The organism is Pseudomonas sp. FW305-25, assembly GCF_017351415.1.
GTDB classification, from domain to species: Bacteria; Pseudomonadota; Gammaproteobacteria; order Pseudomonadales; family Pseudomonadaceae; genus Aquipseudomonas; species Aquipseudomonas chlororaphis.
In genome coordinates this window covers 145,156-160,270 of record NZ_JACNDE010000008.1, presented here as the reverse complement: position 1 = coordinate 160,270, position 15,115 = coordinate 145,156, and the positions used below count along the sequence as shown (strand labels likewise).

Genomic DNA, 15,115 nt, shown 5'->3' with positions numbered 1-15,115 from the left:
AATGATGTGTCGTCCGTGGGGAGGAATGTACAACAGTGAGCGGACCCATGCTGACCCTTTCGCTGGGCGCTACGGTGCCGGGATTGCCGGCAAGGCCCGATGCCGGACGCTGGCCTGGAGGCGGCCGGTGGCGCCGCTGGGATTTCTGGGGGCTTGGGCTTTGGCATTGAAGGCGCGGGGCGCGGGGCGCCTTGAATCAAGGTAGAAACACCATGCCGGCAATGGCAGCCACAGGCCGGTGGGCCTGCCTGTGGCTGCCTCAGGCTCGTATCAGACCGAGATTCCGTGCAAACGTAGCCAGGCATCCAGCGCCAGCGCTGTTTCCAGGCTGTGCCGGCTCATTTGCGTATTGAAGTGGCCCTCGGGCTGGCGCAGTTCCTCGGCCATATAGGCGTGGGATATGATGCCGAACACCGGGTTCCCCGTGTCCTGCAGAAGCTGCCGGGCACTCTGGCGCAGGAAGCGTTCGTAGCCCAGGTCGGCGGAGGTCGGATAGGGGCTCTTGCGGCGTTTGAGCACCGCCTCCGGTACGAAGTCGGCACAGGCCTGCTTGAGCAGCCACTTCTCCTCGCCATCCTTGCTCTTGATCGACCAAGGCACGTTATAGATGTACTCGACCAATTGGTGATCGGTGAACGGCACACGTACCTCGAGGCTGTTGCACATGCTCAGGCGGTCCTTGCGATCCAGCAGCATCACCATCCAGCGTTTCAGGTGCATGTGGCAAAGCTCGCGCATCCGGCGTTCGTGCGGGCTGTCTTGCGCCAGGTGTTCGACCTGGCGCAGCGCATCGTCGTAGCTCGCCTGTTGGTACTGGGCGAGATCGCATTGGCGGTTGAAGTCGGCATTGATAAACGCGGCCGGCAACTTCACCCGCGACGCCCATGGAAAGGACGCGGAGGCGATGACCTGAGGATCACGGAACCAGCCATAGCCACCGAAGACTTCATCGGCGCCCTCCCCGGAGATGGCCACCGTGGAGTGCTTGCGAATTTCCCTGAACAACAGGTTCAACGAGGTATCCATGTCGCCGAAGGTGAACGGTACGTCCTTGGCGCGGAACACCTCCTCGCGCGCCAGGTCGGAGATCAGTTCCTCGTTGTCGATGAGGACGGTCTGGTGCCGGCTACCGATGAACTCCGCGGCCAACAGGGCAAAGGGCTGGTCCTGGTCGGGACGCAGGTCGTCGCTCTTGAACTGTGCGGACTGGCCAGTGAAGTCCACCGAAAAGGAATTGATATCCCCGCCGGTCTTCGCCTTGACGATACGTTGCGCGATGGCCGTGAGGGTGGTGGAGTCGAGCCCGCCGGACAGCAGCGAGCACACGGGAACGTCGGCATATAACTGCGAACCCAGCGCGTGGGTGACCAACTCGCGGGTCTGTTGCACGGTCGTCTGCAGGTCGTCCTGGTGCTCCTGGCGGCGTACTTTCCAGTAGCACTGGATCTTCATCTGCCCATTGGGGCGCCAGGACAGGAAGTGGCCGGGAAGCAGCTCCATCAGGTTCCTGAAAGGCGTCTGGGCGGTTCCCTTCGACAGCGTGAGCACGTCGACCAGCCCCGTCACTTCCAGCCCCGTAGTGAACTCCGGGTGAGCCAGGATGGCCTTGATCTCCGAGCCGAAGAGCAGCCCTTCGCGATGCCGGGCATAGAACAGCGGCTTGATCCCCAGGCGATCGCGTACCAACAGCAGGTGGCCATCGCGTCCGTCGAACAGGGCGAAGGCGAACATGCCTGTCAGGTGATCGCAGCAACGCTCGCCCCATTCCAGGTAGGCATGCAGCACGACCTCGGTATCGCTGCGGGTCTGAAATTCATGCCCCGCCTGTCGTAGCTGGTCGCGCAACGCATCGTGGTTGTAGACCTCCCCTGTGTAGACCAGCGAGACCTCCTGGCCGTCCGCAAAGCGATAGACCATTGGCTGGGTACCGCCGCTCAGGTCGATGACCGCCAGCCGCCGATGCCCCAGCAGAGCATGTCGATGTTTCCATATGCCTTCGGCATCAGGCCCGCGCAGTGCGAGCGTATTGGTCATGGCGCGAATCGCAGGGTCTTCCCCTTCGAGCCTGCGCGTATAGTCTACCCATCCTGTGAGACCACACATTTAGTAACTCCTGTCATTAATCATTGAACCGCGCCAGCTCTCTCTTGAGCGAGTCATGCCACCTTGGCTGACTCGTCGACGAGGCGGGTCTCGTGCAAATACCTGCGTTATTCAGGGTTGCAAACGCCGCACCTTCCAGCCCGTATCGCTGCGGTCATAGCGCAGGCGCTCATGCAGGCGTTCCTGGCCGTTACCCCAGAACTCCAACGACTCAAGCCGCAACTCAAACACGCAATAACCCTCGGGACGCGGCAGCGGACCTTGCACGTCGGCCAGTTCCCTGGCGGCGCTGCGCATGGCTTGAACATCCTTGAGTTCTTCACTCTGGCGAGACACCGATGACATCGGATGCGTGGCATAAGGGCGCTTCAGCCACGCCTCGTCAGCCTTGGCATCCGGCAAGCGCACGGCCTGGCCATTGAGGATGATCTGCTGGCTGGTTTCGCGCCAATACAGCACACCCGAGGCCCAGGGGTTCTCTGTCAGTTCGCGGCCTTTCTGGCTTCCGGCATGGGTGCTGAACAGCACCCCGGTGTCATTGATCTCACTGATCACCACGATGCGCGTCGAAGGCCGGCCCTGGCTGTCCGCCGTGGCCAGCGCCAGCGCACGGGGTTCGCGGATGCCCACGCGGCGTGCGCGTTCGAGCCAGTTGTGCAGCACGCTCATGGGATCGGCAGGCAGCGTCTGGTACTCGGGAAACGGCGCATCCAGTGTGCCAGTCAGGGATTCCGACATGCCTTTACCCAGCAGCGGCTGGCCTAGTACTGAACTGTTCATAGAACGATGGTCCCCCGTCCGAAGGTGACGCCATTGCCTGATACTTCGACCCGCGTCAGTTGATCGGCGTGGCCCTCGGTCCTGGCGAACATGAGTGAAGGGCGGCCGATTTCCACGCCCTGAAGAATCTCGATCTGCTGGCCGAACTCGATCTGGCCATGACGCGCCAGATGAATCGCCAAGGGGCCGGCAGCGGAGCCCGTGGCCGCATCCTCGACCACCCCATAGGCCGGTGAGAACATCCGGCTGCGCCAACGCCGTCCCGCGCCGGCAAAACAGTTGATGGCCATGTCGTGGAAGCTGGACAGGGCACGGTGGTCGGGGTGCAGGGCGGACAACGCGGCGATGCTCGGCAGGCCGACGAACACATGACGCGGGCCGTTGTGATAGATCTCGATGGGAAAGGTCGAGTCGCTGATGCCCAGGGCCTTGAGCAATTCGGCGTCGCGCCCCAGGGCCGTCCAGGTCGGTATCGGCTGGTCCATGCTGGCGGCGACGACGTTGCCGTTCTGGCGCTCCAGGTCAAAGGCGATGGTGCCCATCTGGGTTTCCAGGAACAGCCGGTGATTGTCGGTGTGCGCCCCCAGGGCAATGGCCGTGCCCAGCAACGGGTGTCCGGCGAAGGGCAGTTCGTTGACCGGGGTGAAGATCCGGATCAGCGCATCGCCACAGTTGCGTGGCTTGAGCACGAAGGTGGTTTCCGACAGGTTCATCTCCCGGGCGATGCGTTGCATTTGCTCGGCCGACAAGTCATCGGCGTCAAAGAACACCGCGACCGGATTGCCTTCCAGCGGGGCGCTGGCAAAGGCGTCGATGATGACGTAATGGTGCATGGTTATCTCCCGGCGGCCGAAGCGTTGCTCTCGACAGGTGTGTGGATGAGGGCGTGCCGCAGCAGGTCGGCGATGATGCGCGGGCCTTCCTGGGTCAGCAGCGACTCGGCATGAAACTGCATGGAGGCGAACGACGGCCCACGCAGGGCATGCACCTCGCCGGTCTCGCTGTCGCGGCTGATTTCGACGGTGCCGATGCCGTCGATGTCCAGGCGGTCACTCGAACTCTGGGCGGCGAAGGTGTTGTAGAAACCCACCCGTTCGGCGTTGCCAAACAGGTCGATCTGTTTTTGCACACCCTGGTTGGGAATGGCTTTGCGCTGCAGTTCCAGGCCCAGGCACAAGCTCAGCACCTGATGGCTCAGGCACACCGCAAGGAACGGCCGCTGCTGGCTGAGCAAGGAGCGGATGGCCACGTGCAGGTGGTTGATTTTCGGCTGTTGGACTTCGCTCGGGTTACCGGGGCCGGGGCCCATGATGACCAGGTCGTAGCCGTCAAAGCTGTATTCGTCGCTGAAGCTGCATACCGTCACTACCAGGCCCAGGGCCCGCAGTTGCTTGGCGATCATCGAGGTGAAGGTGTCTTCGGCGTCGACGATCAGCACCTGGCGCCCACTGAAGTCGGCCTGGAGCTGCTCCCGCTGCTGGCTGTCCATCAGCCAGAAGTCCGAGACGTAGGCATTGCGGCTGGCCAATGCGGCGCGCACTTGCAGGTGATTGCCGAAGCGCGAGGGCGCCTGGTTTTTCAGTGCGCTGATCAGGCCGGTGGCCTTGGCCCGGCTTTCGGCAGCCTCGGTCATCGGGTCGGAATGGCGCACGATGGTCGAGCCCACGCTGATCCGCACCTCGCCGCTGTTATCGATGTCGGCGGTGCGAATCAGGATCGCCGAGTCCAGGGAACGCCCGCCCTTGCCATCGCTGCCGATCAGCGCGGCCATGCCGCTGTAGTACGCGCGACCTTGTGGCTCATAGCGCTGGATGACCCGGCAGGCGCTTTCCAATGGGCTGCCGGTGACGGTCGGAGCAAACAGGGTTTCGCGCAGGATTTCCCGCACATCGCGATGGGTCCTGCCTTCGATGAAGTACTCGGTGTGAGCCAGGTGCGCCATTTCCTTGAGGTAAGGGCCGAGGACGTGGCCGCCGTCCTCACAAATGCGCGCCATCATTTTCAGCTCTTCATCCACCACCATGTAGAGCTCATCGGCCTCCTTGCGATCCGCCAGGAAGTCCATGACTTCGGTCAGGTTGGGGCCGGCGGGCGGATAGCGGTAAGTGCCGCTGATGGGGTTCATCACCGCGAGCCCATCCTTGATGCTGATGTGGCGCTCGGGGGACGCCCCCACGAAGGTACGGCTGCCGGTGTGGATGATGAACGTCCAGTAGGCGCCTTTCTCCCGTTCCAGCAGATGGCGAAAGAACGACAGCGCACTGGCCGGGCCGTACTCGCTGATCTCGGCCAGGAAGGTGCGCTTGATGACGAAGTTGGCGCCTTCCCCGGAGCCGATTTCGTTGGCGATCACCTGGCTGACGATCTCGGCGTAGCTCGCGTCGCTGAGGTCGAAGCGTTCGCTGTTCAACTGGATCGGCACGTTGGGCAGCAACCCCAGCAAGCGTTCGATGCTGATGGATTGCTGCTCGGTGATGTTCATCGCCAGCAGCGGCGACTGATCGTCCACCGCCTCGAAACCGCGTTCGGCGATCTGCCGGTAGGGAATCAGCGCCAGTACATCCAGGCGAGGCGCGCCGATCGAGGTGGCAGGCAAGTCGATATCGGCCAGGACCTGCGGTTCGGACATTTCGCCGATCAGCACGTCCAGCAGGCCGGGGCCGCTGGATTCCGGGCGGTACAACAGGGCAAACGGTTCGGGAACTGGTTGCAGGATGCGTTCCATGAGGTGGGCTGCGGTCTGGCTCATAGCACCACCTCGTCGGTGGTGATGACCATGGCGCAACGGCTGGCGGCGTATTCGATGGCCATCCAGTGGTGCTCCTTGCTGAAGTCGGCGATCGCGTCGGCAACGAGGAACGGCTGGATATCGTTGGAGTAGGCATCCACGGTGGAAATCAGTACCCCGACATGGGCGTACACCCCGCACAGGATCAACTGATCGCGCTCGTTGGCGCGCATGCGTTCCAGCAGGTCGGAGTTGAAGAACGCACTGTAGCGCCACTTGGTCAGCAGCCAGTCGCCGGGCTTGGGCGCCAGGGCGCCGACCACCTCGCGGTCGGCGGGGCTGGCCTTCATGCCTGGACCCCAGAAGTCCTTGAGCAGCCCGCGTTGCTCCTCGCTCATGCTGCCGGGCTGGGCGGTGTAGGCCACCGGAACGCCGTTGTCGGCAGCCCACTGGCGAATGCGCGCGGCATTGCTCACGACTTCGTCACGCAGGGCGTCGGGCAAGGGCCGCAGGAAGTAGCGTTGCATGTCATGCACCAACAGCACGGCACGCTCGGGGTCGATGCTCCATTGTGCGAGGTTGACGGGCAGGTCGCGGTTGGTAGGCAAGGCGTAAGGGACGATCGATGGAATGCCGGTCATGACGACAAACTCCAGTCAAAAGGAGGCAAGGGTTGAGGAGGGCTGGTTTTTCCAGGCCATCACCGCAGTAATGGCTTGCCAGGGGTTCAGGCGCGGGTCGCACAGGCTTTTGTAGCGGCTGGCGACCTGATGCAGGCCGGCGGCATCGGAAGCGCACTCGCTGACGTCGTCAGGGGTGGTTTCCAGGTGCAGGCCGGCGGCCACGCCACCGGCAGAGGTCACGGCATGCTTGAAGGCGGCGATTTCCTCGGTGATGGCCTGCACCATGCGGGTCTTGTTGCCGCAGGGCGCGACGATGGTGTTGCCGTGCATCGGGTCGCTCAGCCAGATGATCTTGTGGCCGGCCTGGCGCACCGCTTCGACCAGCGGAGGCAGGCGCTCGGCGACCTTCTGGGCGCCCATGCGGGCAATCAGGGTCAGCCGGCCGGGTTCGCGCTTGGCGTCCAGGCGCTCACACAGGCTCAGCAGCTGGTCCCGGGTAATGTCCGGGCCGACCTTGCACGCCACTGGGTTGAGCACTTCGCTGAGCAGCGCCACGTGAGCACCCGTTAATTGACGGGTACGCTCGCCGATCCACGGCCAGTGGGTAGAACCGAGAAATACCCGGCCCTGTTCGTCCTGGCGCAGTTGTGGCAGTTCGTAGTCGAGTACCAGCATTTCGTGGCTGGTCCAGGCCGGTGAACCTATGAGTTGCTCCTGGCCTGCCGACGCTTTCCAGCCCAGGTGCTGCATGATGTCCCGTGCGGCGCCATAGCCTCGAACCAGGCGTTGTGCATCGTGCTGGCGATGGCCGCAGACGGCCTCGCGGCCGTTGACCATGTCGCCGCGATACACCGGCAACTCGAGATCGCCAATGCGTTCGTTGTTGTTGGAACGGGGCTTGGCAAACTGCCCGGCAATCCGTCCCACCCGTACCACCGGTTGCTGGGTCACGAGCCGGAACGCTCCGGCCAGGATGTCCAGCACCGCTGCTTTGCGGGCCACATGATCGGGAGTGCTTTCATCCATGTCCTCGGCGCAGTCACCGGACTGGATGACCATCGCTTCGCCGGCCGCTACACGAGCCAGGGTGGCGCGCAGCACCAGGATGTCTTCCACTCGAATCAATGAGGCGCTGTCCCTGAGGTAGGCCTGCGCGTCATGCAATTGTGATGGTTCGCTCCATTGAGGCTGCTGGAACGCTTCACAACTTAGAACCCGTTTCAGTAAGTCTTCCATGATGCGATCACTCTCACGAGGATTAAGTTGGAATGCCTTCGCGTTTGATTTGCGGTACTGGAATACCCAGGGCGCGCAGTTGTTGAAAGACGTTCATGAATTCGCGATTGCGTTTTACTTTGCCGTCTTCCAGCTCGAAGGAGTGCAGGAAGTGGTTCTCGTAATAGCCTTCCGGATAACCGGGAAAGAGGATCTTGCCGTGGCCATCACACTCGACCCAGATATGGTTAGGGTCATCGGTTTCAAATACTTTGACGTTGTACCACTCCCAGTCCGGGAAGCACTTGAGTGACCAAACAGCATGTTCGGCCAACTTGGCCTTGCCACTGATTACAATCGGCGCGCCGGTATCGGTGGTCCATAAGCCGCCTGAACCATCTTCGGTAAATAGTTCATGGCGGCGCAGGCGGTCTTGGCCTTTGGTGCGCATATATTGCTCGACCGTGGCGCGGTTCTTGCGGCGAAGTTCAGTGATGTCGCTAGCGGTTAGTTGTTGCGCTGCGCTATTGGGCATGCTCAATCTCCAATGAATAAGGGGTGTTATGAGGCGGGGATACCTTCACGCTTGATTTTTGGAACGGGGATGCCCAAGGCGCGAAGTTGTTGGAAGGGGTTCATGAATTCACGGTTCTGCGTGATCTTGCCGTTATCCAGTTCGAAAGAATGGATGTAATGATTTTCGCAATAACCTTCGGGGTAACCGGGAACCAGGGTCTTGCCGCGACCGTCGCTTTCCACCCAGAAGTGGTTGGGGTTATCGGTTTCAAACACCCGGACGTTGTGCCATTGCCAGTCCGGAAAGCACTTCTCCAGCCATACGCCGAGGGCAGCCAGCTTCGTGTGGCCTTTAAACACAAGGGGTTCACCGGTTTCGGTGTTCCAGGAACCGCCACTGCCGTCCTGAGTGAACAGTTCATGACGACGCAGGCGATCTTTGCCGTTAGTGCGCATGTACTGTTCGACCGTGGCGCGATTTTTTTGGCGAAGTTCAAGGTGATCATTAAAGCCGCTAGGGGAAAGCGAAGCAGGCATGGGCAGCATCCTCCTTAGTTGGGGTTGTGTTTTTGAAAGTAAATATTTAGTTAATTGGCGCGGGTGAATGTTTACAGTTTTTAACTATTGTTCCTTCGTGGCCGTGCCGAGCGGGTGTTGTTTATACACCTGCATTTCTTGGGGGTGGAACTACCAGATCTTGTAGTGATGTAGGACATGAACGGGCAGGCTGCAGCCCGCCGGATGAACTGTTGCATTATTATGAAGAGGCAGGTTCATTCGTCGGCTGAGAGGCGGTAATGGCTTACTAGCATCGTCAGGATGCAATGTTCTATTTGGTTAGTTGTATTAGATGCAATAAATCTAGTGCTAGTGCGAAGCAGCCTATGACTGTGTGGTTTTGCTTGTTGACAGGGGGTCAGGTTGGTCTAGGCTAACGGCCTGTTTTCAACTTTGGTGGTGCTCAGAATGGAATTAGGGCAGCAGTTGGGATGGGATACGTACTTTTATAGTATCTTTGCGCGAACCATGGACATGCAGGAGTTTACAGCTGTCGCGTTGAGGGCCTTGCGCGAACTACGGTTTGATTTTTTTGCCTACGGCATGTGCAGCGTGACTCCGTTCATGCGGCCCAGGACTTATATGTATGGCAATTATCCCGAGGACTGGGTGCAGCGATATCAGGCGGCTAACTACGCGGTGATCGATCCCACGGTGAAGCACAGCAAAGTCTCGTCGTCCCCCATTTTGTGGAGCAATGAGTTGTTCCGGGGGTGCCCGGATCTGTGGTCCGAAGCCAACGACTCGAATTTACGCTACGGCCTGGCACAACCCTCGTTCAACACCCAGGGGAGGGTTGGGATGTTAAGCCTGGCGCGCAAGGATAATCCCATCAGTCTTCAGGAGTTCGAAGCGTTGAAGCTGGTGATCAAAGCGTTTGCTGCAGCGGTCCACGACAAGATTTCCGAGCTGGAGAGCGACGTGCGTGTCTTCAATACGGATGTGGAGTTCAGTGGGCGGGAATGTGATGTGCTGCGCTGGACGGCCGACGGCAAGACCTCGGAGGAAATCGGCGTGATCATGGGGGTGTGCACCGATACGGTGAATTACCACCACCGCAACATCCAACGCAAAATCGGCGCCAGTAACCGCGTGCAGGCAGTCTCTTACGCCGTCGCGATGGGCTATATCTGAGGGTCTTCAAGAAGGACGACTCGGCCTGTATCAAGCGGTCTCTCTCAATAATGTGTCGGACATGAAGGCTGACGGTGCGACTGCGCTGCGGTGATGCTCGCGGTGGGCCGAGAGTTTGATGGCGAGGATTCTTTCATTCTGGTGCACCGTGACCGGGCCCAGTCGTTCGTAGTGGACGCCGTTGATTTTGTAATAGCGCTCCATGGTGCTGTTGACGATCCCGACGATGGCATCTGCGCCCGCCAGGCTGGCCGTCTTGAGGCTTCTCCAGAACAACGGCATCGCCAGTTGCGGTTCGCGGGTGGTGAAGCGAGTCATTTCCCAGATGGCTGGATGCTTGGGCGGCGCCCCGGCGCAGGTATGGCCGAACACTCCTTCAAGCAGGTTGGGGAACGTGGTGGGAATCAGGCGGGCGCAGCCAACGATGGCGCGGTCTTCATTGAACGCCAGGAGGTAGCGGGCGTGCTCGGTGTCGTATTGATCCCATTCGCAACCTGCCTGGCTCGGATGGGCCGGCAGCCGCCATCCGAGTTTCTCGACGAATTGTTCGTGCCGAAAGCGGCCGAGCATGAGTTTCAGCTCGTCGCTCATTTCGTTCAGTGTGTGCTCTTCCATGTGCATTACTGAAGTTTTCCTTAGGGATGAAGGGAGTGCAGTTTTATAGAGGACTTGTACCGGCTTGGCACCTGCAAGATCTGGTAGGGGCATCGGTGGCATCGAGGTGAAGCCATTCGCTGGGGACTGTGCCGAAGCGAACGGCGACGACAGTGGCGTTGATCCGGCCGTCGGCATTGAAGGCGGCAGTCTGGTCCAGGTAGTCGTAGAGAATGGCTGGTGCGCTCATGGGGCAGGGGGTGCGGCGTTTTGGGCTTGCATCCCCTCAGTTCAATTATTTGGCGAGGATAGGAGATACATGGAGGGAAGGTGGAGAGATAGCCAGAAACAACAAAGCCCGCACAAGGCGGGCTTTGTTGAGGTACTTGGTGGCTACACAGGGACTTGAACCCCGGACCCCAGCATTATGAATGCTATGCTCTAACCAACTGAGCTATGTAGCCAAGTGGCGCGCATTATTCGCGTAGAACGGTAAAGCGTCAAGCGCTTTTTATAAAAAAATTATCTACGCTATCAACCGTTTATCCAATTCCCTCCTGTAGCAATGGCGATGGGCAGCGCTGGAACCAGCGGCTGGCTTGTTCGTAGGCATGGGCCAGTTGCAGTACGGCGAAGTCGGCCTGGTGTTTACCGATGATCTGCAGGCCCATGGGCAGGCCGTCTTTATTGAAGCCGGCCTGGACGTTGGCCACCGGGCATCCGGAGAGGGTGCCGGGGATTACCACTTCCATCCAGCGGTGGTAGGTATCCATGGCCACGCCATTGATGCTCTGGGGCCAGGCCAGGGTCTTGTCGAAGGGGAAGACCTGGGCGCTGGGCAGCAGCAGGTAGTCGAAATCCTCGAACAGCCGGGAGATCGCCCGGTACCAGTTGCTGCGTTGTACCGAGGCGGCGAACACTTCGCTGGCCGAGAGCCGCAGGCCGTTTTCCACTTCCCAGCAGGCTTCCGGTTTCAATTGCGCACGCTTGTCCGGGTTGGCATAGGCCGCGCCCAGGGAGCCGGCGACCATCCAGTGGCGCAAGGTGCGCCAGCAGCTCCACAGCTGCGGCATGGCGAAATCGGGTTGCACCGGTTCGATGCGGCAGCCGAGATTTTCGAAGTCGGCAAAGGTCGCCTCGCACAGCGCGAGCAGGCCCGGTTCCATCGGCAGGTAGCCGTTGAAGTCCCCCAGCCAGCCCAGGCGGGTACCCTTGAAGTCGCGCTCCAGCGGGGCCGTGAAGGCAGCGCCGGATTCGGCGATGGACAGCGGCGCCCGGGCATCGGTGCCGGCCTGTACCGACAGCAGCAACGCGGTATCGCGCACGCTGCGGCCCATGGGGCCTTCGTAGCCCAGTTGGTCGAAGAACAGGTCGCTGCTGTCGTCGAAGGGCACGCGGCCCTGGGAGGGGCGGAAACCGATGACGTTGTTGAACGCCGCCGGGTTGCGCAGCGAGCCCATCATGTCGCTGCCGTCGGCCACTGGCACCAGGTGCATGGCCAGGGCCGCGGCGGCGCCCCCGCTGCTGCCGCCGGCGGTCTTGTTGGCATCGAAGGCGCAGGCGGTGGCGCCGAACAGCGGGTTGTAGCTTTGCGAACCGAGACCGAATTCCGGGGTGTTGCTTTTGCCGATGATGATCGCCCCGGCGGCCTTGACCCGCTCGACCATGATGCCGTCGCGCGCGGGCACGAAATCCTTGTACAGCGGCGAACCGAGGGTGGTGCGGATGCCCTGGGTCAGGGACAGGTCCTTGATCGCATGGGGCAGGCCGTGCATCCAGCCACGGTATTGCCCGCGGGCCAGTTCGGCATCGCGCGCGTCGGCCTGGGCCAGCAGTTGCTCGGCCGGTTGCAGGCTGACCAGGGCATTGACCCTGGGGTTGAACCGCTCGATATGGGCAAGATAAGTCTGCATCACTTCCCGGCACGAGACGTGGCGCAGGCGGATGCGTTCGGCGAGTTCGTGGGCCTGCAGCAGGACCAGTTCGCTGATGTTATTGGAAGTCATGGCAGGGTTGCCTTTCAAACGGCTGGAGAAGCGCCCCGCCGGGCTGGCGGGGCGGTACGGGTCAACGCATCAGGTTGGTCCACAGGCGGTCGGCCAGGCGGATCGCGCCTTCGCCGCAGGTCTGGCTGAACACCACCTTGGTGCCTTCGGGAATGTGCAGCTCCGGTGCGTCCTTGAGGCCGGCGTCGAGGAAACTGTCCACGCCCTTGACCGGGCTCTGGTGCTTGAGGAAGTTCTGGGTCATCGCGGCGTTTTCAGGTGCGCTGAGAAAAGCGATGAAGGCCTTGGCGTTCGCCGGGTTCTGGCTGCCTTTGGGTATGACCATGTTGTCGACCCAGGCCAGCACGCCTTCCTTGGGATACAGGTATTTCAGGCTGGGTTTCATCTCCCGGGCGCGCATCGACGAGCCGCCCCAGAACATCGACATGTCGATCTCGCCCGAGGCCAGGTTCTCGCGGATCGAGCCGGCCTTGGAGCTGTAGGTCTTGACGAAGGGTTTCTGCGCCTTGAGCAGGGTCAGCACCTGCTGCATCTGCTTGGGGTCCTCGCTGCACAGCGGGATGTCCAGGTACAGGCTGGCCATGTCGATCACTTCGCTGACCGAGTCGAACATATTGATCCGACCCTGCAGCTCGGCCGGTGGCTGGTAGAGCACCTTGTAGCTGTCGGCCGGGCCTTTGTAGCGCTCGCCGTCGAGCACCACGCTGGTGGTGCCCCAGATAAAGGGCACGGAGTAGGCGCCCTCGGGGTCCCAGGTGGGCTTTTTCAGATTGTCGACGAGGCCGGCGTAGTAGGGTTCCTTGGCCGGGTCGAAGCGCTCCAGCAACTGTTCCTTGACCAGGATCGGAACGAACTGGTGCGAAGGGATCGCCAGGTCATAGCCGGTGCCGCCCTGTTTCAGCTTGGCCAGCAGGGTTTCGTTGGAATCGTAGGAGTCCACCGTGACCTCGATGCCGGTCTGCTTCTGGAACTTGGCGAGGATCTGCGGCGAGAAGTAGCCGCTCCAGCTCACCACGTTGAGTTTCTCGGCGGCGTGTACACCCAGTGGCAGGCTCAGCAGCAGCGAGGTGCCGAGGCTTGCGATCAACTTGCTCATGTCTTTTCCCCAAGGTCAGTGGAAGGTTCAAGCGTGTTTTTTGCCCAGCAGATAAGAGAGGCTGACGAACAGCACCGAGACGCCCAGGATCAGGGTCGAGACGGCGTTGACGTCGGGTGTCACGCCCATGCGCAACAGGCCGAAGATGAAGATCGGCAAGGTGGTGGTGCCGGCCTGGGAGACCATCATCGAGATCACGAAGTTATCCAGCGAGACGATGAAGGCCAGCATCAGACCGGAGACGATCCCTGGCATCAGCAGTGGCAGGGTGACCTTGCGGAAGGTGCGCCACGGGCCTGAGTAGAGGTCGGCCGCGGCCTGTTCCAGGGACAGGTCCATGTCGTTGAGCCGCGCGCGGATCGGCAGGTAGGCGAACGGAATGCAGAACACCGTGTGGGCAATGATCAGGTTGCCGTAGCCCAGGGACAGGCCGATGGTGGAGAACAGCGCCAGGGTGGCCACACCGACTACGATTTCCGGCAGCACCAGAGGCAGCATGATGGCGCCCATGGACAGTTGCAGGCCCTTGAACTTCGCGCCGCGGGAAGTCCCCAGCGCCGCCAGGGTGGCGATGGCGGTGGCGATCATGCTGGCGCACACGGCGATCAGCAGGCTGTTGCCGGCCGCCGAACGCAGCGCCTGGTTGGCGAAGGCGGCGCGGTACCAGTCGAGGCTGAAACCGGTCCAGACCGTGGCCGACTGGTTGGCGTTGAAGGAGAACACCACCAGCACCAGGATCGGCGCGTAGAGGTACAGGTAGAACAGGAAACTGAAGCCGCCGAAGCCAGGAAAGTCTTGTACGCCGAGGCCGTTTCGCTTGAACAGGCGCAGCATCACACACCTCCCTGGGCAATGCGCTGGCGCTGGGCGCGCAGGGCATACAACGTCAGGACCAGCATCACCGCCGCCATCAGTACCAACGACAGCGCGGCGCCGAACGGCCAGTTACGCGCATCGCTGAACTGCCGGAAGATCAGGTTGCCGAGCATCATCCGGGTACCGCCACCCAGCAGTTCCGGAGCGATCATCGCCCCCAGGCAGGGCACGAAAGTGAGGATGGCGCCGGCCAGGATTCCCGGCCTGGCCAGTGGCAGCACCACCTTGCGCAGGGTGCGGATGCGCCCGGCATACAGGTCCTGGGCGGCTTCGAGCAGGCGGGTGTCCATTTTTTCCAGGGTCGCGTAGATCGGCAGCACCACGAAGGGCGCGTAGGTGTAGACCAGCCCCAGCAACACGGCGCCGTCGGTGTAGAGCATTGGCAGAGGCTCGTGGATCAGCCCCAGGCCCATCAGGCTGTTGTTGATCACGCCGCTGCCGCGTAGCAACAGAATCCAGGCGTAGGTGCGGATCAGCAGGTTGGCCCAGAACGGCACGGTGATCAGGAAGATCAGCAGGCCGCGGCGCTGTGGCGGTTGCATGGCTAGCCACACCGCCACCGGGAAGCCAATCAGCAGGGTAATCACCGTGGTCAGCCCGGCGATGCCGATCGAGCGCAGCGCGATGATCAGGTAGGAGTCGGCGAAGGCCAGGCTATCGTCCAGTTGCCGCTCGAACAGCAGGGCGGTGTAGGCGTCGCTGCTGAAGACCGGATCGACCCCGCCATAGGGGTTGGCCTGCATCAGCGAGTAGCCGATGACGATCAGGATCGGCACGATCAGAAACAGGGCGATGGCCAGCAGCGCCGGGCTGACCCCGAGAAAACTGTGCAAGGCCTTGCGCCGTTCCAGGGTGTTGGATAGCGATGATGTGTGCATGACGAACC

14 protein-coding genes and 1 tRNA gene are annotated in these 15,115 nt (G+C 61.5%); 1 reads left to right on the top strand and 14 read right to left on the bottom strand.

The features are described 5' to 3' along the window. Positions 1-270: 270 nt before the first annotated feature. From asnB to J4E58_RS10580, 8 genes are all read right to left on the bottom strand, one after another. Positions 271-2,103, bottom strand: coding sequence for an asparagine synthase (glutamine-hydrolyzing) (asnB, locus tag J4E58_RS10615; protein WP_087092061.1), 1,833 nt, complete (start codon positions 2,101-2,103; stop codon positions 271-273). Positions 2,104-2,214: 111 nt separating this feature from the next. Beyond that, complete coding sequence (gene phzG, locus J4E58_RS10610) at positions 2,215-2,883, bottom strand: phenazine biosynthesis FMN-dependent oxidase PhzG (protein WP_087092060.1); 669 nt, start codon at positions 2,881-2,883, stop codon at positions 2,215-2,217. Continuing rightward, positions 2,880-3,716 carry a PhzF family phenazine biosynthesis protein gene (locus J4E58_RS10605; protein WP_087092059.1) on the bottom strand — a complete coding sequence of 279 codons (837 nt, stop codon included), beginning with the start codon at positions 3,714-3,716 and terminating at the stop codon, positions 2,880-2,882. Before J4E58_RS10605 ends, phzG begins: the two co-directional genes overlap by 4 nt. A gap of 2 nt (positions 3,717-3,718) precedes the next feature. Further along, on the bottom strand, positions 3,719-5,608 hold the full coding sequence (locus tag J4E58_RS10600; protein ID WP_370686836.1) for an anthranilate synthase family protein: 1,890 nt from the start codon (positions 5,606-5,608) through the stop codon (positions 3,719-3,721). A gap of 20 nt (positions 5,609-5,628) precedes the next feature. Next, positions 5,629-6,252, bottom strand: coding sequence for an isochorismatase family protein (locus tag J4E58_RS10595; protein ID WP_007923187.1), 624 nt, complete (start codon positions 6,250-6,252; stop codon positions 5,629-5,631). 15 nt (positions 6,253-6,267) lie between these two features. Further along, complete coding sequence (locus J4E58_RS10590; protein ID WP_053262621.1) at positions 6,268-7,470, bottom strand: 3-deoxy-7-phosphoheptulonate synthase; 1,203 nt, start codon at positions 7,468-7,470, stop codon at positions 6,268-6,270. 22 nt (positions 7,471-7,492) lie between these two features. Further along, a complete protein-coding gene (locus tag J4E58_RS10585; protein WP_007923191.1) occupies positions 7,493-7,984 on the bottom strand; it encodes a PhzA/PhzB family protein in 492 nt (163 codons plus the stop codon). Positions 7,985-8,010: 26 nt separating this feature from the next. Further along, positions 8,011-8,502, bottom strand: coding sequence for a PhzA/PhzB family protein (locus J4E58_RS10580; RefSeq protein WP_007923193.1), 492 nt, complete (start codon positions 8,500-8,502; stop codon positions 8,011-8,013). A gap of 429 nt (positions 8,503-8,931) precedes the next feature. Here J4E58_RS10580 and J4E58_RS10575 point away from each other — a divergent pair, with 429 nt between their 5' ends. After that, positions 8,932-9,657: an autoinducer binding domain-containing protein gene (locus J4E58_RS10575; RefSeq protein WP_037034074.1), complete on the top strand. Its 726-nt coding sequence runs from the start codon at positions 8,932-8,934 to the stop codon at positions 9,655-9,657. A gap of 30 nt (positions 9,658-9,687) precedes the next feature. Here the strand turns inward: J4E58_RS10575 and J4E58_RS10570 are convergent, their stop codons facing one another. The 6 genes from J4E58_RS10570 to J4E58_RS10545 all read right to left on the bottom strand — a co-directional run bounded on the left by J4E58_RS10570 (position 9,688) and on the right by J4E58_RS10545 (position 15,107). Beyond that, entirely contained in the window at positions 9,688-10,278 is a 591-nt protein-coding gene (locus tag J4E58_RS10570) for an acyl-homoserine-lactone synthase (RefSeq protein WP_087092057.1), read from the bottom strand. Positions 10,279-10,638: 360 nt separating this feature from the next. Further along, a tRNA-Met gene (locus J4E58_RS10565) sits at positions 10,639-10,715 on the bottom strand. A 78-nt stretch (positions 10,716-10,793) separates the two neighbouring features. Then, positions 10,794-12,257, bottom strand: a complete 1,464-nt coding sequence (locus J4E58_RS10560) for an amidase (protein WP_087092056.1) — start codon at positions 12,255-12,257, stop codon at positions 10,794-10,796. A gap of 61 nt (positions 12,258-12,318) precedes the next feature. After that, a complete protein-coding gene (locus tag J4E58_RS10555; RefSeq protein WP_087092055.1) occupies positions 12,319-13,353 on the bottom strand; it encodes an extracellular solute-binding protein in 1,035 nt (344 codons plus the stop codon). A gap of 27 nt (positions 13,354-13,380) precedes the next feature. Further along, positions 13,381-14,190 carry an ABC transporter permease gene (locus tag J4E58_RS10550; protein ID WP_162096075.1) on the bottom strand — a complete coding sequence of 270 codons (810 nt, stop codon included), beginning with the start codon at positions 14,188-14,190 and terminating at the stop codon, positions 13,381-13,383. Next, positions 14,187-15,107 carry an ABC transporter permease gene (locus J4E58_RS10545; protein ID WP_087092053.1) on the bottom strand — a complete coding sequence of 307 codons (921 nt, stop codon included), beginning with the start codon at positions 15,105-15,107 and terminating at the stop codon, positions 14,187-14,189. The genes J4E58_RS10550 and J4E58_RS10545 overlap by 4 nt, the downstream gene beginning before the upstream one ends. Positions 15,108-15,115 lie beyond the last annotated feature (8 nt).

What these genes read in the sequence shown, in the direction of transcription:
- J4E58_RS10560 (WP_087092056.1), bottom strand. Translation starts at nt 12,257, where the DNA reads ATGACTTCCAATAACATCAGCGAACTGGTCCTGCTGCAGGCCCACGAA.
- asnB (WP_087092061.1), bottom strand. Translation starts at nt 2,103, where the DNA reads ATGTGTGGTCTCACAGGATGGGTAGACTATACGCGCAGGCTCGAAGGG.
- J4E58_RS10555 (WP_087092055.1), bottom strand. Translation starts at nt 13,353, where the DNA reads ATGAGCAAGTTGATCGCAAGCCTCGGCACCTCGCTGCTGCTGAGCCTG.
- J4E58_RS10545 (WP_087092053.1), bottom strand. Translation starts at nt 15,107, where the DNA reads ATGCACACATCATCGCTATCCAACACCCTGGAACGGCGCAAGGCCTTG.
- J4E58_RS10600 (WP_370686836.1), bottom strand. Translation starts at nt 5,608, where the DNA reads ATGGAACGCATCCTGCAACCAGTTCCCGAACCGTTTGCCCTGTTGTAC.
- phzG (WP_087092060.1), bottom strand. Translation starts at nt 2,883, where the DNA reads ATGAACAGTTCAGTACTAGGCCAGCCGCTGCTGGGTAAAGGCATGTCG.
- J4E58_RS10575 (WP_037034074.1), top strand. Translation starts at nt 8,932, where the DNA reads ATGGAATTAGGGCAGCAGTTGGGATGGGATACGTACTTTTATAGTATC.
- J4E58_RS10585 (WP_007923191.1), bottom strand. Translation starts at nt 7,984, where the DNA reads ATGCCCAATAGCGCAGCGCAACAACTAACCGCTAGCGACATCACTGAA.
- J4E58_RS10570 (WP_087092057.1), bottom strand. Translation starts at nt 10,278, where the DNA reads ATGCACATGGAAGAGCACACACTGAACGAAATGAGCGACGAGCTGAAA.
- J4E58_RS10595 (WP_007923187.1), bottom strand. Translation starts at nt 6,252, where the DNA reads ATGACCGGCATTCCATCGATCGTCCCTTACGCCTTGCCTACCAACCGC.
- J4E58_RS10590 (WP_053262621.1), bottom strand. Translation starts at nt 7,470, where the DNA reads ATGGAAGACTTACTGAAACGGGTTCTAAGTTGTGAAGCGTTCCAGCAG.
- J4E58_RS10605 (WP_087092059.1), bottom strand. Translation starts at nt 3,716, where the DNA reads ATGCACCATTACGTCATCATCGACGCCTTTGCCAGCGCCCCGCTGGAA.
- J4E58_RS10580 (WP_007923193.1), bottom strand. Translation starts at nt 8,502, where the DNA reads ATGCCTGCTTCGCTTTCCCCTAGCGGCTTTAATGATCACCTTGAACTT.